Here is a 20,412-nt window from a genome sequence, read left to right as displayed (position 1 = left end):
CTTCCCAAATCTAAATTTTGAGAAGTTGAATTTTATTGTATTAAAAGTTTTTATACCAGTACACCGTTTTTCGATGCAATAGGTTCCGGAAGGTCTGTTTCTCCGCCCATTTGAAGCAGGTCAATCTCAATCGTTCTGCATATCGAAAGCATTGGAACATCAAACATCAGCCCTGCAAAAGGGTTTTCTGAGTAGTCTCCCACCAGTTCCATAATAATATAGATCCATCCGATAATGATACAGAATGGGATGGATGTCCAGATTCCCCAGTCTCCCAGCTTGGCAAATTCATTCACTAATCCTAGCGGAAGGAGCAGGATAAACAGGATGTTGAAAACAAATGCTGTACTTGCAAATTGTCTTGGGGAAGGAAATTTTTTAATTCTTTCGGCCTGTCCCTGGAATCCATAGAAATCATTCAGTGCGTTTTGAAGCTGGGTCTGATTGAAATCGGTTATAGCATTCATATTTTTAAGCTCATTGATGTCTTTTGCCTGCTGAGAAATCAGATAAGTGGCAAAATTTTTATACTGGCTCTTCAGGTCATATTCTTCCTCTGACAGATATTTGTGCAGGAAGATAGGAGCTCTTCCGTAATCAGGGAAGCCGGCTTTGATGAGCCTGTTTCTTCTTAAGTCGATGTTTCCAAATTTATTTTCACTGCTGATGTGTTCCCATTCGGTTGGAACCAAAAGCTGCTCACGGAAGGTGTACAGCCAAGCAATATGACGATTGACAATTCTTTTTTTCCGGTCTTCCAGGTCAAAAATACCAATTTCTTCATTTTTAGTATCAAAAGCATAGACCATTGAGGCAAATGAACGGCTGGAATTTACAATGCCTCCCCAGATTTTTCTGGCTTCCCAAAGTCTGTCGTAAGCCTGATTGTTCTTAAAACCAACAAGAAATGCCTCAGCAGTACCTATCAATGCAACGGGAACCCATGGAATAGTCATCCATTGCCAGTTGAAAAAATAGAAGAGCACCGCTATCAGTGTACACCAGATAGAGATTAAGATAAGATGAGCGCCTGATAAATTAAGAACCTGTTTAAAATTGACGTATTTTGTAGTGATCATAAAAGATGAATGTGTTTTGGGATTGCCGACAAAATGAATACCAAACTACAGGAGTATGGGAAGAGTATGTCTGCGAAGTGAGGGGCAGTTATTTTTTTTTCGTTGTAATCTGTTAACATTGAGATTGATAATCCTGAATAAAAGTAATAAAAAAACCTCTAAGAATTTTTAGAGGTTGAAATTTTTATTTAAAATTTTATTGCTGTAGCATTTCTTCAATCTTTTTACTGAGTTTTTCCGCATTGGGAAGCATTTCTTTTTCAAGGATAAGATTGATAGGAACGGCAGGAACATCAAGGGATCCCATTGTTTCTACCGGGGCATCAAGGTATTTGAAGCAGTTTTTCGAAATACGGTGTGCAAATGCTTCCGCAAAAGAATTAGTAAGCTGCTCTTCAGTAAGAACTATGCATTTTCCGTGAGCTTTTACTCTTTCAAAAACAAGTTCTTCATCCAGCGGAATCAGAGTCCTTAAATCGATCACTTCAACTCTTCCATTGAAATTTCTGGCAGCTTCTTTTGCCCAGTAAACTCCCATTCCGTATGTTACAACCAATAAAGTTCTTCCTTTTTCAGTTTCATTTTTATCGGCTTCGATGATAACTTTACCTTTTCCGAACGGAAGAACGTAATCTTCTGCCGGTTCGATAGTTTTAGCATCTTCCGTTCCCGGTACTTTACTCCAGTATAAACCTTTGTGTTCCAGCATGATTACCGGATTCGGGTCGTAGTAAGCTGCTTTTAACAGACCTTTGAAGTCGGCCGCATTACTAGGATATGCTATTTTTATTCCTTTTATATTCGCAAGAATGCTTTCAACACTTCCACTATGGTAAGGTCCGCCGCCGCCATAAGCTCCGATCGGAACACGGATGATATTGCTCACAGGGAATTTTCCACCACTTAAATAGCTGGATTTTGAAATCTCAGTAATAAGCTGATTGATTCCCGGATAAATATAGTCGGCAAACTGAACTTCTACAATAGGTTTTAATCCTACGGCACTCATCCCGGCTGTGGAGCCAATGATATATGCTTCCTGGATTGCGGTATTGAAAACCCTTTTGCTTCCGAATTTTTTTCCTAAAGTCACTGTTTCACGGAAAACGCCACCGATTCTTTCTCCGACATCTTGTCCGTAAAGAAGAGCTTCAGGATGCTTCCACATCAATTCCTGTATGGCGTGGATAGCAGCGTCTACCATGACGATCTTTTCGCCATTGGCAGGCTCACGTATTCCTGTCTCCTCGGTAATTGGCGTCGGAGCAAATACATGTTGCATTACAGTTTCAGGCTTCGGATCTTCAGCATTTTTAGCTCTTTCAAAAGCTTCTTCAGCTTCAAGACGTGCTTTTTTGGTGATCTGCTTCAACAGATCTTCATCAACTCCTGAATCAAGTAGTTGTTTTCTTAGAATTTCTCCCGGATCCTTCGCCCTGTGTTTGGTTAAATCCTCTTCATCTCTATAAAATTCTCTTCGGACTCCGGATGTATGATGACCGATAAGTACTGTTTTTGCACAAACAACCAACGGTTTTCTTTCTGTTCTCACGAAGTCTACTGCTTTTTTCATCGCTTCATAGCTTTCTGTGAAATCAGTTCCATCCACCCGCATTCTGCTTAATCCGTTGAATCCGGATACAAAATCATATGCATCGCAGGTTCTTGCTTCTTCCTTTGTTACGGAAATTCCCCATTCATTATCCTGAACAAGGAAAATAATAGGAAGTTGATGTAAGGCTGCAAATTGTAAAGCTTCGCTTACTTCACCTTCTGTCACTGAATTATCTCCAAGGCTACAAACGACAACCGGATTGTTTTCAAACTGTTGAAGATTAAAGTCCTGGATATACTTTAATCCCTGTGCAACCCCTGTTGTAGGGATTGTTTGCATTCCTGTAGCGGAACTCTGGTGAATGATCTTTGGTTTATTTTCATCCCTGCTTGAAGGGTGAGAGTAGTAAGACCTTCCTCCTGAAAATGGATCGTCAGCTTTAGCCAGCAATTGAAGCATAAGTTGATAAGGCTCAAATCCTATCCCTAAAAGAATACTTTCATCCCTGTAATAAGGAGATACCCAGTCTTCTTTTTTCAATTGATATGCTGTGGCAAGCTGAATGGCTTCATGGCCTCTTGAGGTGCTGTGGACGTATTTGCAAACATTTCGGTTTTCTTCATAAATGTCTGCCATAGCCTTGGCAAGCATCATATGATTGTACGCTTTAAGTAAAATATCCTGAGAAACTTTTTCGTGAAGTGCATTTTCCATAGAAAGCAAATATACATTAAAAAAACAAAATACTAACAACTGTTAGTATTTTGTTCGTTTTGTCGTATTAAATGCCTGATATTCTTTGATAAAAAGTAAAAAAAAAGGCTTTTCTGCCGATCATGTTTTATAATTTTCTGTGCAAATTTCAGGATGTTGTTTAAAAAAAAAGCGATATCGGTACTAGCCGATATCGCATATCAATTTTATGTGCGGAAAATGATTATTCCTTGATTACTTTCTTGGAAATTGTTTCTTTTCCTGTTTTTACTTCAATGATGTATACTCCTTTTGTGTAAGCAGATAAATCAAGAGGTTCCTTATCGTTGTTTACCACTCCGTTTTGTAATTTCTTACCTGATAGATCATATACCGTGAAGGTTGATTTTTTAGGAGCTTTCAGGATATTCGTAACATCTTTTGTGATGGAAGGAGCAATAGCAAGCTCATTGAATACGCTGGTTTTCGTATCCTGAGTCCCTAATACCTGATTGAAGCCGGTAACAATAATTGAATAATCCTGAGGAGCTGTAGCACTTGGTGTGGCATTATTCTTTAATGTTCCTTTGTGTGATATTTCAATTTTGTAGGTTCTTCCTGCTACAGGAGCGTCTATAACGACTTGCTCTACGTTGTCTACCGTGTTGTCTCCTTTAATCGCCGGAGTCATCGGACTAGTGGCGTTTAGCTTCCAAGGCAGATATACTGTATTTGTAGTTACATCAGTGATTTTAAGATCCAGGTCATTAACCAGTCTTGATGCTCTGTTGTTGTATGCATCATCCCAGGATACGCCTGCTGCCGGTAATTTGTACTCAGGGTCAATCCATGAGATGGTAACTTTAATTGGAGTATCACCTGTCGCTAAGATATTTTTCGTGTTTACAGCTCCGTTATTTAATGTTTCATTATTGAAAATTACCGTATTGTTAGATTTTCCTACTAATAATTCAGCTCCTTTTTTAGCATCGATGAAACCCCATCCGAACCATGGATCCGGGCCTACATTTCCAGCTTCTGCAGCAGAGTGGATCATTAATGTTTTCGCAGCAGCAGCATTTAATTCCGCATTGTTGAATAATTGCTTATTGATCTGTGTCCAAAGACCGATTACCCCTGTAACGACCGGTGCTGAATAAGAAGTTCCGTCTCCAACTGTTAAGCTTTGGCTACCTGTAGTATCCTCTGCTGTAGAAGCGCTTCCTACACCTGTTCCTACTGCTGTAATATCCGGTTTGATTCCTCCGTCATCTCTAGGACCCGCGCTGCTGTAATTTGAATGAACGACATCTCCGGGAACGGTATATCTTCCTGAATTGGCTGTAATGATATCTGTAGCACCTACCACGATAATATTTTTTGCCAAAGAACCAGGTCCGATACAGTCAAATCCTTGAGAACAGTTGGTTGTTGGTTTTGTGTCTGTGGCAGCAAATGCAACAGGAGCGTTGTTATTATCTGTATAATAGGTAGGTAATGGAGTCGGAGTTGGATAATCAGGGCCATATCCAAAATAATTTCCTGATGACTTTACTATGATATACGTTGGATTGTTATAGACAATAGCGTCATAATTCTGATCATTAATAAAGTAAGTTCCTTGTAGGTCCATTGAAGTATTCGGACTGTCAAATATACCACCCCAAACCCATGCGTTGGATCCGTTTACTGTTTTTACATCCCAACCTGCGTTTACACCATATGAATGGTTTGAAATCTTAGGCTGTGCAGTCAGTATCTTTTGGAATACTGTACTGGTAGCAGTTTCTCCAGGTAATATTGAGCTTCGGAAAGCATAAGAGTCAATAGTTGAATTTTTTGCTATCCCCTGAAAATTAATTGTTTTGGTAGTTCCATTGGTAAAGGTTACTGTCTGGGTATAAGGTTTAGCTCCAATAAATCCTGAAACCGAAGTGGCATGAGCAGAATAGTTCATTGTACTTGCTTCCTTATTGGTAATTCTGTTGGTTGCGTTATTAAAGAAAACATGTCCCGCAAAAGCTCTTCCACCGTCAAATATTGTGTACTTAATATTTTCACCATTGAAAGACCCTGTCAGGCCGGTTACCGTCCCATTTTGAAGAAAATCAGAATTTGAATTTTTGATCTGATCCATATCTTCATTTTTGTTAAATAATGGCTTCCCATCTGGCGTAAATCCAACTAAAGTAGATTTTTGTTCTTCAATTTCCTGCTGAACTTTTAAATCTCTACTAGTGTTTCCGTAGCGTTTTGCCGCATAATTATCAAATTTTGCGTTGTTTTCCCGGTTCTGTTTCGCAAACTCTCTTTTTAGTCCTTCATTGTTTTGCGCACTTATCAATGTGATGGCTAAAGTGCTGATCAAAAGTAAATGTTTCTTCATAATAGTTGTTGAATATTTAAAAAAATGTAATTTGTCAAATGTATGGTAAAATATTTTAAAATCGAATATTTTCATTAAATAATTCTAATTTTTTAATGTTAAAGTTTAAAACGTTTATAGATTGGAGTTATTTTATTTTTTATAATCTCATGGTTGTTATTAGAAATTTCATAATTTTATAGATACGGTCTATATCTCAATTAAAGTATTAATTAGAAAAAATGAAGTAACTTTACATTCTATTTCCTAAAAAAGTTAGAAAATTATATGTATTTAATTTTTGACACAGAAACAACCGGTTTACCAAAAAATTTCAACGCTCCGCTTTCAGATTCGGATAACTGGCCCAGAATGGTTCAGATTGCATGGCAGTTACATGATGATGATGGGAACCTGATCGAAAACCAGGATTATATTATAAAACCTGAAGGATATGATATTCCCTTTAACGCAGCAAGAATTCACGGGATTACTACCAAGATTGCCAATGAAGAAGGTCGTGATCTTGAAGAAATCCTTAAGGAGTTTTCTGAAGTACTGAACAGAGTAAGGGTAGTATCCGGACACAATGTTGAGTTTGACTACAATATCGTAGGTGCAGAATTTTACAGAAAAAATATAAAAGATAACCTCCAGGAAAAACCAAGAGCAGACACCATGATTCTTGGAACTGATTATTGTCAGTTAGGCGGTGGGCGTGGAGGCCGCTATAAGTCTCCTAAACTTGAAGAGCTTTATGAGAAGCTTTATGGTCATAAATTTGATGAAGCACACAATGCTGCGGCCGATGTAAATGCTACAGCAAGAGCTTTCTTTGAGATGATGAGGATTGGTGTCGTTCCCGCTGAGGTACTCAAGATTTCTGAAGACCAGCTGGCTTATTTCAAAAGCCTCTATCCGGACCCGATAAAGCCTTTTAATATTGTTGTCAGAAGACAGGTTGCTGATTTTAATAATAAAAAGAAACAACAGGATTTCGGGAGTATTGATGAAATTGACTTAGGTAAATATTTCAATTTTGACAATCATAGTGTGTTCTCAACATTGATGGCTACTACAAGCATCAACGATTTGATTAAAAAAGCTTCTGATGATAACTTTCCTGCCGTAGGAATGGTGGATCTCGGAAATATGATGGGAGCTTTTAAATTCGTTTCTGCAGTAGAGGCGGCCAATGGAGACAGGGCAAAAAAACATAAAGAATATTTAGCAAAAAAACAGGAGGCCGAAGAAAACGGATTGGAATTTAATGAAGAAGAACCGCTTTCCGAACCGTTGATTCCTGTTGTAGGTTGTGAGTTTTATATCTCAGAACGTTACGAACAGAAGCAGTTTACCAAAGATGATCCGGATAGAAGAACGCAGGTGGTACTTTTGGCAAAAGATTTTAACGGATACAAGAATTTAGCAAAACTTTCAAGTATCGGTTTCCTGAAAGGTTTCTATTTTGGGGTACCAAGGATCAGCCGTGAACTGATTGCTCAGTATAAAGAAGGTGTCATTGCCCTTACTTCAGGAATTCACGGCGACATTCCTGATGCGATATTAAATACCGGTGAACAGAAAGGGGAAGAGCTTTTCAAATGGTGGAGCGATACTTTTGGAGAAGACTTTTATGTTCAGCTTCAAAATCATAAGCTGCCGGAAGAAGAGCATTTGAACGAAGTTTTATTATATCTTGCTGATAAATATAATGTTAAAATATTAGCGCAGAACGAAACCTATTATTCTAATAAGGACGATGCGAATATCCAGGATATTGTAAGCTGTATCAAAGATGGTGAAAAATTAACAACCCCTATCGGAAAAGGATTTGGTAAAAGGAGAGGGCTGGCTACAGGAGAGTATTACATTAAAAATTCTGATGAAATAAAAGAAGCTTTTCTTGCTTATCCTGATGCATTTGAAGCCTATGATGAATTTTTTGCGAAGTTTAAACCTTATACTTTAAAAAGAGATGTCCTCCTTCCTAAATTTGATATTCCTGAAGAATTTATCCATGCAGAAGATGATATAGATGGAGGTAAAAGAGGGGAGATGGCTTATCTTACCCATCTTACCTATGAAGGTGCAAAAAAAAGATATGTTGATACAGGGATTACCGATGAAATTAAAGAACGTCTTGATTTCGAACTGGAAGTTATTGCTAACACCGGATATCCGGGATATTTCTTAATTGTACAGGATTTTTGTAATGAAGCCCGTAATATGGGGGTGTGGGTCGGTCCCGGAAGGGGATCGGCTGCAGGATCCGCAGTAGCTTATTGTATCGGAATTACGAATGTTGATCCCATTAAATATGACCTCCTATTTGAGAGATTCCTGAATCCGGAAAGGATTTCGATGCCGGATATTGATATCGATTTTGATGATGAGGGAAGAGATCGTGTAATCAAGTGGGTCATTGAAAAATATGGACAAAGTCAGGTCGCTCAGATCATTACTTATTCGGTTCTTGGGGGGAAATCGGCTATTAAAGATGCCGGAAGGGTTCTTGATGTTCCGATTCCGGATACCAATAATATTGCCAAGCTTATTCCTTCAACGCCAGGGATGAATATTGCGAAAGCACTCGCAAAATATGAAAAGCTGAAACCTGAAGAGCAGATGCTCGTTGATGAGATGAGGTATGTTCTTAATAGTCCTGATGACTCACGTCACGGAGTGCTGGCAAGTGCCAAGAAGATGGAAGGATGTATCAGGAATACCGGTATCCATGCCTGTGGAGTGATCATTACTCCGGAGGATGTAAGTAATCTGGTGCCTGTAACCATAGCAGCGAAAGATGCTGATATTCTCGTTTCACAATTCGATAACTCGGTAGCGGAAAGCGCGGGACTCCTGAAGATGGACTTTTTAGGTCTTAGAACTCTTACAATCATCAAAGATGCCTTGAAGCTCGTTAAAGCAAGGTATGGCGTTGATATTGACCCGGATCTTATTCCGTTGGATGATGCCAAAACCTATCAGTTGTTTAAAGAGGGAAGAACGGTTGGGATCTTCCAGTACGAAAGTCCCGGAATGCAGAAGTACATGCGTGAGCTTAAGCCTACGGTTTTTGCCGATCTTATCGCCATGAATGCCTTGTATCGTCCCGGTCCGATTAAATATATCCCGAACTTTATTAACAGGAAGCACGGGATTGAAGAGATCGTCTATGATTTACCGGAAACAGAAGAATATTTAAAGGAAACATACGGAATTACCGTATATCAGGAGCAGGTAATGCTTCTGTCTCAGAAATTAGCCAACTTTACGAAAGGTGAAGCCGATACCCTGAGAAAAGCGATGGGTAAGAAACAGATCGATGTCCTGAACAAGATGTATCCCAAATTCATTGAAGGAGGGAGAAAAAATAACCTCAATGAAGAAAGGCTTGAGAAAATATGGAACGACTGGAAAGCCTTTGCAGAATATGCCTTCAATAAATCTCACTCGACCTGTTATGCGTTTATTGCCTATCAGACCGCGTTTTTAAAAGCAAATTATCCTGCAGAATATATGGCGAGTGTGATGAGTAATAACATCAACAACACCGACTCCATTACCATGTTTATGGAAGACTGTAAAAGTATGGGCGTAGACGTTCTTGGGCCGGATGTGAATGAATCTCAGTACAAATTCTCTGTAAACGAAAAAGGGCAGGTTCGTTTTGGCTTAGGAGCCATCAAAGGGATTGGTGAAGGTCCGAGTGAGGCCATTACAAAAGAAAGAGAAAACGGAAGGTTTAAAAATATCTATGATTTCTTTGAGAGAATCCTACCTTCCCAGATGAATAAAAGAGTGGCAGAAAGTTTAGTGCTGGCAGGAGCTTTTGATGAATTGGACTCTTTCCACAGAGGCCAGTATTTTGATATCGATATGGCCGGAAAAACAAATCTGGAACGATTGATAAGATACGGACAGAGCTTTCAGGAAAGTAAAAATGAAATGGAACATTCCCTGTTCGCCGATTTTGCTGAGGAAGTTCAGATCGAACAGCCTAAACTGGCCCCTTGTCCTGAATGGCCTAATATGCATAAACTTAATAAAGAAAAGGAAATCATTGGTTTCTATCTTTCTGCCCATCCATTGGATGAATTTAAATTCCAGTTTCAGTTTATGCAGGGGCAGCTTTCAAAAAAAGCGGTGCTGGAAAAGGATGTAGAGGCTAAAGTATCACCGGATGAAACTCCTGTTTTGGAGCCGGATTCACAAGATGATACCGTGGATCTCGTTGAGATTGTTTCCGATGAATTGCCAACCGGGGAAGAAGAAGTGGTGGAAGAAGTTACCAAAAAAGCAGAGCCTAAAGGAAACTTTATGTTTCTGAACCTTGATGAGGTGGATGCTTATAAAGAACAGGCTTTTGCCAATAAGCAGGAAGAGCTGTTTGAAGAAAAAAAGAAAGACTGGAAGACCATTCAGAAAGAAAGAGAAAATGGCGGTGGCGGAAAAGAATATACTGTAGCCGGGCTGATTACCGAATATGTGGTAAAAGATGGTTTCAGAAGCGGTGAAAAAGTAGCATTTGTGACGCTGGAAGATTATTCAGGTTCATATTCTTTCCGTTTAGGAGACAGAGATTATATGAGATTGAAGGAAAAGCTCGAGGTGCAGAGATTTGTTATTTTTAAAATAAAATTTGCCCAGGTGAAAGATGGAAGGGTTTTCGTGAATGTAAATGATGTCATAGAACTTCAGGAAGCCTTCGAAAGGTTTGCGAAAAGTATTTCATTGGTGATGGATGTGATGGATGTACGACCTGAAGACCTGGATTTTTTCAGAACAGTTCTTGACAGAAATAAAGGAAATCAAAAACTGAAGTTCTTCATTAAAAATATAGAAGATGATTCTCATATTGAAGTGCAGTCAATGAAACATTCTGTAGACCTGAATGGAGATTTGATTAAAGAAATTCAACTGCTGAACAAGTATGAGTTCTATCTGAATTGATCAGTAGGAATCTATAAATATCTGAAAAAGTGGCTTTTTGCCACTTTTTTTATGCCGTAATGTAAGTTCAAAGCAACTTTTTTATTATGTTAAATTGGTAGACTGTTGGTTGGGATCTTAATTTTTGTTTCATATTAACTTATTGTATTCCAATTGTTTAAAAAAATAAATCTATTGATTAAATAATTAATAAAATTAAATATTTGTTTAAATTTCATTAAAAATAATGTTGTTTTATTGAATAATATTTACTCATTTTAACTTATTTATGATTTTGGATTAATTATTTTTTTACATTTATCCCCTAATTTTATTTTTACATGTATGAAAAAACTTCTACTATCGTGTATGATGTCACTGGGAATTGGGGCATCAGCACAAATTTTAGTTAATGAAGGGTTCGAAGGTTCAAGCTTACCTTCCGGTTGGACAAGCACCAACGGGGCAGGGACTACTCTGGCAGCAGGAGGTTACGGATCAAGTGCCGGAACCGCTTGTCAGGGAACTAAGGCCGTGTACAAGAATATTTATGACGGTGTACCAAGTTGGAATATGGTGTATACTTCTACAGCTTCCAATGCTACAGCGCTTAATTATTCTTTTAAATATCTCGCCAAGGGATATAACAGCACTGCCATAATTGATGGAACGGTAGCAGCGGATTATTCCGTAGATAATGGTGCAACCTGGGTCACTATCCTTAGCCCGCTGGCGATCAGTGGATCTGCCAATACCATCATACCCTGTACTACAGTTTCCGGATCAATTCCTGCAGGAACGATTCCTGCAGGTGCAGGTTTTAAACTTAGGCTCAAAAGTACAGCAGTAGGTACCGGTGATTTTTATATGGGATTTGACGATGTTCAGCTTACCCAGGATATAATAAGCCCACCGGCGTGTAACACGATTTCGACTCCTGCCAATGCCGCTACAGGAGTTTCTGTTACCCCTACTATCACCTGGGCTGCAGGCACAGGAGGAACTAACGGATATAATCTGTATTTAGGGACAACGCCGGGCGGAAACAATATAATCAACGGATTGGATGTAGGAAATGTTACCAGCTATTCAATTACAGCAGCTAATGCATTGAGTTATTCTACCCAGTATTATGCAACGATAGTTCCGAGAAATGTTATAGGTTCTGCAACAGGATGTAATGGATCCAGTTTTACCACAACAACAGTTCCTTGTCCTGCTGTTTCTGCTCCGGCAGCATCAGCTGTAAATGTATCGGTGAATCCAACTTTCACCTGGTCAGCCGTAAGTGCAGCGACAGGATATAAGTTGAGGATAGGAACTACAGCAGGAGGTTCTGATGTACTCAATGATTTTGATATGGGTAATGTTACCAGCTATACCTTGCCAACCTCTCTCAATAATGCCACCACTTACTACTATACAGTAAAATCATATACGGCGACCAGCCTTTCCGCATCCTGTACTGAAAAAATTTTTACAACAGTATGCTTACCTACTTCGGCGCCTTATTCTCAGAATTTTGATACTACCCCCACAGGTTCATCGTCAAACGTTAATGCACCAACGTGCTGGTCATACGTAGAAACGTCCGGCAGTGCAGGTTACGGATATGTATCTTCTACCTCTCCATCTTCCACTCCGAATTGTTACATTTTATTTAACAGTACGGATACTACAGGAAATGTGATGTTGGTTTCTCCGCAGACAACCAATTTGACAAACGGAACAAAAAGAGTTAAATTCATGGCAAAAGGCGGAAGTACAGGATATACGATGTTCGTAGGAACTTTGTCTGATCCTTCTAATCCGGCGTCTTTTGCAGCAGTAGGTAATAGTATTGCGATCACAACTTCCTGGGCGTCATATGTTGTTAATATTCCTGCGGGATCAAATCAGTATCTGGCTTTCAAGCATGGCTTGGGAGGTACTTCAAGATCAGTGTATATTGATGATGTTGTGGTGGAAGATATTCCTTCATGTCTTGAGACTACCGGGGTTACGGTTGGTGCTGTTACCCTGAATTCTGTCGATATTTCATGGACAGCTCCTTCTACACCTCCGGCAAACGGATATGATATTTATTACAGTACGACCAACGTAGCACCTCTGCCTGCTACGGCGCCAAGTATTACTGCTGTTGCCGGTACATCTGCAACTATTCCCGGCTTATTACCATATACCACTTATTATATCTGGGTGAGATCAAGATGTAGCGGCTCAGATCAGAGTGTATGGACCTCTGCCGTGTCTGCTTATACGGGACATTGCATTCCTACAGGAGGTAGCAGCAATACCTTATATTACTATACTAATATTACCACGAATACTTTAGGGTATAATAACCTTGCCTACACGGCTGCATCATATTCGGCATACGTAAATAATTCATCTACATCGTTCTCCGGAACTGCAGGAGGAAATATTGATTATTCATTAAAAGCATCAGGAGGAGGTACGTACTACTATTATATCTGGGTAGACTGGAATAATGACCTTGACTTTAATGATGCGGGTGAGACTATGCTTGCTGCTACCACAGCCTATGCTGCAACGGCTTCAGGATCTTTCGCAATTCCTGCCGGCCAGCCGATGGGAGACTACAGAGTGAGATTCGGGCAGTCTTATAGTGGTACTATTACATCTTGTGGACCGGCCCCTTCAGGAAACTATGTTGACTTTACCCTGAGTGTTGTTGCACCGGCAACATGTATTCCTCCGACGGGAGTTGCTGTTTCAAATATAGCCGCAGATTCTGCTGCAGTGTCTTGGACGGCTTCTACAACGCCTCCGGCTGCGGGTTATGATATGTATTACAGTACTTCAAATACGGCTCCCACAGCATCTACGGTTCCTGTTATTTCGGGTGTGACCGGAACATCTCAGGTTCTTACTACGCTTACTCCTGCAACTACATACTATGTTTGGGTAAGATCCCACTGTAGCGCCAATGATACGAGCGCCTGGTCTGTGTCTGCTAACTTCAAAACAGCTTGTGCAGCGGTATCATCGTTGAATGAAAACTTTGATTCATCAGTTGTTGGAGCGCTTCCTTCATGTTGGCTAAGTATCGGTTCTATGGCGAGCTATGCCAAAGTTTATGCCCTTTCCGGAACAATGATAAGTGCTCCTTATGCATTGTATCTTTATACTGATAATTCTGGTACAGGAATGGTATCTACCCCTGAGCTCCTTAATCTGGATTCTAATAATTATATGATTAGCTTTAAAGGAAGAGCAAATCTTACTGCAGGTGGAGTTGTTCAGATAGGATATTTAACGGATCCTGCCAATACCGGTAGTTTTGTGGTATTGGGTACTTATACAACCACGGGTACTACGGTTATTGATAACTATTCGTTGAATATTACCGGAGTTCCTGCCGGTGTTAATAAGCTTGTGCTTAAGCATACAGGATCTCCTGCCAATAGTGTGTTGATTGATGATTTTAATTTCCAGCTTGGTAATCTGTCAACTTCTGAGGTGACAAGGGATAAAAACGAAATCAGACTTTATCCTAATCCGTTCTCTGAAATTGTAAACATTTCCGATGTTTCTAAAGTAAAATCAGTTCAGATTGTTGATGCGGCCGGCAGAGTGGTGAAAACCATTGAAAATCTTTCTTTATCTCTTCATGTGGGAGATTTGAAACAAGGAATGTATTTAGTGGTATTGAATATGAAGGACGGCACCAAACAAACGATTAAAACCATTAAAAAATAATATTTATAAACATCATAAATGAGAGACTTCCTGTAGGGGAGTCTCTTTTTTTATTGCCTTAATTTTAAAATCTGTAAAATATTTTTAATGCTATTGGTTAAATATTGAAATTATCTCATATTAATTAAAAATTTATTTTTAATGGTCTTGATTTAATTTTTTTATGTATTTATTGCTTAATTTATTTAAATTTGAGTAAAATAATAATATTATATGAAAAAGATTTTACTTGTTAATTTTCTTGCAATCGGAGCTTTATCCTTTGCCCAAACCTATTGTATTCCCGAATTTGCCAGTGGTTGTGATGGGGGAGACCAGATAGACTCCTTTATAATTCCTTCAGTAGGATTTACCCATCAGGGGACAGGCTGTTCTACAGGTGCTTATGGAGATTACACCTCCATGACTATTAATCTGAATGCCGGATTAAATTATGATTTTTCTGTAACGCATGATTACGGAGATCAAAACGTACGTATTTGGATCGATTTCAATAATGACGGAACTTTTGATGATACGGATCCTGAGCTTGTAGCATTGGGAACGAGTGAAGAGGTGAATGGTACAAACGTTACGTTAGGTACAATCAGCATTCCTGCTACCGTTACTCCCGGCACCTACAGAATGAGGGTCGCAGACAGGTATTCAAGTCAGCCAATCCCTTGTAACATCTCAGGATATGGGGAAGCACATGATTATACGGTTGTTATTGGAGCGGCTCCAAGCTGTCTTGCTCCGGGCGGGTTAGCTTTATCTGCCATAACGCCTAATTCTGCGCAGCTTTCATGGACAGCATCTACAACTGTTCCGGCTAATGGATATGAGTACTATTATTCTACTTCCAGTACATCGCCTACGGCAACTACCGTTGCCTCAGGAGCCAGCAGTACATTGACGGCTACTTTATCATCACTGTCACCGGCCAGCGTCTATTATGTATGGGTGCGTTCGGTTTGCAGCACTACGGATAAAAGTGCGTGGTCACAGCAAAAGACATTTACTACGGCCTGCGGGGTAATGAATGTTCCATACGTACAAAATTTTGAATCTGCGGCAGTGCCCGGTTTACCATTATGTACGGAAGTTGTGAATAGTGGAACAGGAAATGAATGGGAAACTTACAATTACGACGATAATGGATTTACAGGGAAGACACTTCGCTATTCATACAGTTTCTCAAATGCGGCCGATACATGGTTTTTTACCTCTGCTATAAACCTTACTGCCGGGGTTAGCTACAGAATAAAGTACAAATATGCCAATTCAACCGGAACTACAGTTTATCCTGAAAAACTAAAAGTAGCTTATGGGACTTCCGCCACAAGTGCAGATATGACCCATGCATTGGCAGATCATCCGGATATCGTTACAAGTACTGCTACCAGCAATTTTGTAGATTTCACCCCTACGACTACAGGTGTATACTATTTTGGATTTAATGCCTATTCTGATGCCAATATGAATCAGTTATATGTGGATGATATTGCAATCGATGTTACACCTACATGTAGTGAACCTACGGCACTGACGGTTTCAAATATAACTACAACGGGAGGTACGGTATCCTGGACAGCAGCAACTCCGGCTCCAGCAAACGGATATGATATGTATTACAGTACAGCGAATACCGCTCCAACTGCAACAAGCACTCCTAATGCTACAGCAATTACCGGTACAACATACACAATCCCGTCATTATCCCCTTCCACCAAGTATTATATCTGGGTAAGATCTGCATGTAGTGCAACGGATAAAAGTGCGTGGAGTGAACTCACTACCTTAACTACCTTATGCTCAACCGGTAATCTTCCGTATATCGTTGATTTTGAAAATGCTAGTATTCCTAACCTTCCCGGTTGTACAGAAAATGTGAATGCCGGATCAGGTAATGATTGGGAAACAGATTCTGAACCTTTTGATATTCAGGGGTTCTCAGGAAATGTACTGAAATACGGATATAGCTTTTCCAACCCGGCAGATGCATGGTTCTTTACACAGGGCTTAAGTCTAACTGCGGGAGTGCAATATACCATCAGCTATAAATACGGAAATAATTCAACTACTTATACTGAAAAGATGAAAGTAGCTTTTGGAATCTCAAGAGATGCTTCAGCAATGATTAATCCAATTGCAGATTATCCGTCAATCAATGATAATACGGTAAATACAGCATCTTTAACATTTACCGTTCCTGCAACGGGAGTATATTATTTCGGTTTTAATGCTTATTCAGATGCGAACCAGGATAATCTTTATCTTGACGATATTACTATCACGAATGGAAACCTGGCAACTTCAGAGATTGGACCGAAGAAGAACGATCTTAAAGTATACCCGAATCCGTTTACAGATGTACTGCATATTTCTGATAGTAAAAATGTAAAAAATGCTTTTGTAACCGATGCTGCGGGAAGGTTGATTAAAACAATCGAAAACCCAGGTACAACAATTTATTTGAACGATCTCAAACAAGGACTGTATCTGATTACTTTAGAAATGAAGGACGGCGGAAAACAGACTGTTAAAGGAATTAAAAAGTAAATACTCTTTTTGTATAAAAACAGAAAAGTGGATCCTCAGGATTCGCTTTTTATAAGACAAATCGAGACATAGAATTAAAACAATCAGGTAGTAGAACTACTTAACTGGTTTATAGAAAAAAGGTTGGGCGAAAATTTTCGCCCAACCTTTTATATTATGAGTTATCCTTTACTTATCAGGAACGGGCTGTACCTGTCCCGTATTCATCCAATCGAAAACGGTAGGGAAGAACATGACTAGGAAGAAATAAATAATGATCATCAGCACGACTAGTGCAAAAAGAATAACGACTAGACTATTCGGTTTGTTTTTCTTTTGTGGTTCCATGATTTTGTGGTATTTGGTGAATAAATTATATCGATATCAAATATCAAGCTAATTTCTTGCCACACTGTTTGCAGTACCTTGCATCATCATCAATATCTTCGTTACCACAACGGTCACATATCTTTTCAAGGTTCTGCCTTTTATTTCTCATTTCTGCAGTTACAATCCCGGTGGGAACAGCAATAATAGAATAACCGGCCAGCATGAGAACAACCGCGAAAAATTTGCCTAATGGGGTGATAGGAGACACATCACCGTATCCTACAGTGGTTACAGTAACTACAGCCCAGTAAATAGACTGTGGAATAGTTTCAAAGCCCTGCCTGCCGCCTTCTACCATAAACATCAGTGAGCCTACGATCACGGAAAAAATAATAAGGAATAAAAGGAAGATATATATTTTTCTGGAGCTGTTTTTTAAAGCCCGTACGATGAGGTAGCCATCGTTCATAAAATCCAGTAAATTAAAAATCCTGAAGATTCTCAACATTCTCAGCATTCTGAAGATCAGAAAGTATTTGGTGACCGGAAAGAAAAAGCTAAGATAAAACGGAACCAACGCCAGGAAATCAATGATTCCGAAAAAACTGAAGATATAGGACCGCTTATTTTTTAATACCGCAATACGCATAGAATACTCGGCTGTAAAAAAGATTGAGATAATCCATTCAAGGATGATGAACGTATAATGGAACCTTCTGTCGAGCTGTGGTACACTTTCCATCATGATGATGGCTGTACTCGCAAGAATTAATGATAATAATATAATATCAAAAAGTTTTCCGAGCCTGGTATCAGAGCGGTAGATAATTCTATACAGATATCTTTTCCAAAGTTTATCCTCAGGAACAAGATTATGTTCTCTTTCCATGTAAGTTAAGTTATTTCACAACGAAGTTAGTAATTTACATAAAGTATAAGGTAAATATATGATTGTTAAAATGAAATTCCAAATGTTAAAAGTTTTTTAGTCGTTAAAAAGTGAATTATTAATATTTAATTTTTTGATTTACAGTTGATTATATAATATAAAATACGAATAAAAAATGAGAAATAAAAATTTATTTTTTAACATATTTTAGAATCTAGTTCGTAATTTTATTCAACAAAATCTAATATCATGAGAAAAATATTAACATTTTTTATTCTTTTGTTCATATATGGTTTTGTATATGCACAAGTAGGTATTGATACTACCACTCCCAATGGGGCGACAGTATTAGATATTGTTTCCAATCAGAAAGGAATTCTTATCCCTCGGCTTACCGATACCGACAGAGATACATACCTTGCTGACAATAATGCTTCCACAGTGCCACCTGCAGGTGTTGTGAATGCTAATCTTACCGCAGGAACTCTTATTTTTAATACGACAACCAACAATTTCCAGTATTGGGACGGTACCCTCTGGAGACAGCTTTTTGTTCCCACATCCTCTCAGGCTGGTAATGACGGTGTCGTTAAGGTGAATTCTGGAAACGCAAATGTAAAACCCTCTTTTAGTTTAAGTGCAGCAGGCAGCGGCTACGGGGCAAGACAACAGGTAACGTATACCGTACCATTGGTCTTTGCTGCAAGCCCTACGACCAGTTGGCCGGAAACTACTGTTCCTTTTCCGGGAGTTACAGCAAATATTTATACTGCTGCTACCGGAAAATGGAGGGAAAATGAAATTCACGGGCAGGTTCATATCTGGAGACTTATTGCCAATATTACTCCGGGATCCAATTCCTCAGGGTCGGTAAAGGCAACGTTTAAAAACCCCGATTCCGGGTTTGAAGTCAATTCGATCCAACTTGTTCCGAGCGGTTCAAACGGGGTGGGTAATCTTTTGACATTTTACTTTTATACCATTGCTGATCCTGCAAGTTTAGATCCCGGAAGAGGATATCAGCTTTTTATGGAATCTGATATAAGCTGTACTGTAGTAGTAGATTCATTTACCAGAGTGTCACTTTTCAAAGACTAGTTATATTTATTTTTCATGTTCAAACCGGCCACAGCAGGCCGGTTTTTTATAATATATTCTGCACTATTTTTTCTTTAATCATGGTAAAATTAATATCTTCGCCGTAATTGTAAATTTTAGAAACCCATGAAGCTAAGGACTGTAATTGCAAAAATTGAAGAGGAAATAAGTATCAGACAGGCAGAAGATTTTGATAATGTAGGTTTATTATGTGGTGTTCCAGATCGCGATGTTTCCGGAATTCTTGTGTGCCACGATGCATTGGAAAATGTAGTACAAGAAGCTATAGACAAAAATTGTAATCTGATTGTCTGTTTTCACCCCATCATTTTTTCGGGACTAAAGTCTCTGACAGGAAAGAATTACGTAGAAAGAGCAGTGATGAAAGCCATTGAAAATAAAATTGCCATCTACGCTGTTCATACAGCCTTTGATAATGATTTTTTTGGTGTAAACTATGGAATATGCAGCCAACTGGGGCTCAGGGAAATGAAAATCCTCCAACCGAAAGAAAACAACCTCAAACAACTCACCGTCTTTGTTCCTAAAGATCACTCGGAAAAAGTGAAGGAAGCTATGTTTTCAGCCGGAGCAGGAAATATCGGATTCTATGATGAATGCAGTTTTACCATCAACGGAAACGGAACATTCAGACCGGTTGAAGGGTCAAATCCTTTTTCCGGACAGCAGAATATCCGCGAAAATGCTGATGAAGATATGATCTCCGTAATTTTTGAAAATTATAAAGAAGGACAAATTGTCGGCGCCATGAAGACAGCCCATCCTTATGAAGAAGTAGCGCATCAGATCTATACCCTTGATAATAAAAATCACCACGCAGGACTAGGGATGTATGGTGACCTGGAAGAAGAAATGGACGAAAAGGACTTTTTGAATTTTGTAAAAGGAAAATTTAATCTGGAAGTCATAAAACACTCTTCCTTTACCCGGAAAAAAATTAAAAGGGTAGGGGTTTTAGGCGGTTCAGGAGCCAGCGGCATCAGAGCTGCCCTTTCTAAAAAATGCGATGCTTACCTCACCGGAGATATTAAATACCATGACTATTTTCTGGCTGAATCTAAAATGCTGATCTGCGATATAGGGCATTATGAATCAGAACAATTGGTAACCCAACAATTATTTGAAATTTTATCACAAAAATTTAGTACATTTGCAATTTCAAAATCTATTGAAAAAACAAACCCAGTAAATTATTTCATTTAAA

Annotated in this window: 10 protein-coding genes; 5 read left to right on the top strand and 5 right to left on the bottom strand. The window is 39.0% G+C overall.

Annotation, left to right across the window (positions count from 1 at the left end; genetic code table 11):
* Nucleotides 1–50: 50 nt before the first annotated feature.
* From M030_RS0108885 to M030_RS0108875, 3 genes are all read right to left on the bottom strand, one after another.
* Nucleotides 51–1,079: a bestrophin family protein gene (locus tag M030_RS0108885; RefSeq protein WP_027373191.1), complete on the bottom strand. Its 1,029-nt coding sequence runs from the start codon at nt 1,077–1,079 to the stop codon at nt 51–53.
* A 196-nt stretch (nt 1,080–1,275) separates the two neighbouring features.
* Complete coding sequence (locus M030_RS0108880; protein WP_027373190.1) at nt 1,276–3,348, bottom strand: thiamine pyrophosphate-dependent enzyme; 2,073 nt, start codon at nt 3,346–3,348, stop codon at nt 1,276–1,278.
* 223 nt (nt 3,349–3,571) lie between these two features.
* Nucleotides 3,572–5,713: a S8 family peptidase gene (locus M030_RS0108875; RefSeq protein ID WP_027373189.1), complete on the bottom strand. Its 2,142-nt coding sequence runs from the start codon at nt 5,711–5,713 to the stop codon at nt 3,572–3,574.
* 267 nt (nt 5,714–5,980) lie between these two features.
* On the opposite strand from M030_RS0108875, the gene dnaE reads away from it, so the two are divergent.
* The 3 genes from dnaE to M030_RS0108860 all read left to right on the top strand — a co-directional run bounded on the left by dnaE (nt 5,981) and on the right by M030_RS0108860 (nt 16,891).
* A complete protein-coding gene (dnaE, locus tag M030_RS0108870) occupies nt 5,981–10,648 on the top strand; it encodes a DNA polymerase III subunit alpha (RefSeq protein ID WP_027373188.1) in 4,668 nt (1,555 codons plus the stop codon).
* Nucleotides 10,649–10,972: 324 nt separating this feature from the next.
* Nucleotides 10,973–14,350, top strand: coding sequence for a fibronectin type III domain-containing protein (locus M030_RS0108865; protein WP_081806310.1), 3,378 nt, complete (start codon nt 10,973–10,975; stop codon nt 14,348–14,350).
* Between the two features lie 213 nt (nt 14,351–14,563).
* Nucleotides 14,564–16,891 (top strand): GEVED domain-containing protein, encoded by a 2,328-nt coding sequence (locus M030_RS0108860; protein WP_027373186.1) that lies wholly within the window; start codon nt 14,564–14,566, stop codon nt 16,889–16,891.
* Between the two features lie 168 nt (nt 16,892–17,059).
* Here the strand turns inward: M030_RS0108860 and M030_RS25470 are convergent, their stop codons facing one another.
* Nucleotides 17,060–17,218 (bottom strand): hypothetical protein, encoded by a 159-nt coding sequence (locus M030_RS25470; RefSeq protein WP_155857855.1) that lies wholly within the window; start codon nt 17,216–17,218, stop codon nt 17,060–17,062.
* A 43-nt stretch (nt 17,219–17,261) separates the two neighbouring features.
* Entirely contained in the window at nt 17,262–18,089 is an 828-nt protein-coding gene (locus M030_RS0108850; RefSeq protein WP_027373185.1) for an ion transporter, read from the bottom strand.
* 249 nt (nt 18,090–18,338) lie between these two features.
* Between M030_RS0108850 and M030_RS0108845 the strand changes: the two genes are divergently transcribed.
* Together M030_RS0108845 and M030_RS0108840 are read left to right on the top strand one after the other, a co-directional pair.
* Complete coding sequence (locus tag M030_RS0108845; RefSeq protein ID WP_051584962.1) at nt 18,339–19,187, top strand: hypothetical protein; 849 nt, start codon at nt 18,339–18,341, stop codon at nt 19,185–19,187.
* Between the two features lie 126 nt (nt 19,188–19,313).
* Nucleotides 19,314–20,411, top strand: coding sequence for a Nif3-like dinuclear metal center hexameric protein (locus tag M030_RS0108840; RefSeq protein WP_027373183.1), 1,098 nt, complete (start codon nt 19,314–19,316; stop codon nt 20,409–20,411).
* Nucleotide 20,412 lies beyond the last annotated feature (1 nt).

It is taken from the genome of Chryseobacterium sp. UNC8MFCol, assembly GCF_000482305.1.
GTDB lineage: Bacteria > Bacteroidota > Bacteroidia > Flavobacteriales > Weeksellaceae > Chryseobacterium > Chryseobacterium indologenes.
This window is presented reverse-complemented; position numbering and strand designations above follow the sequence as displayed.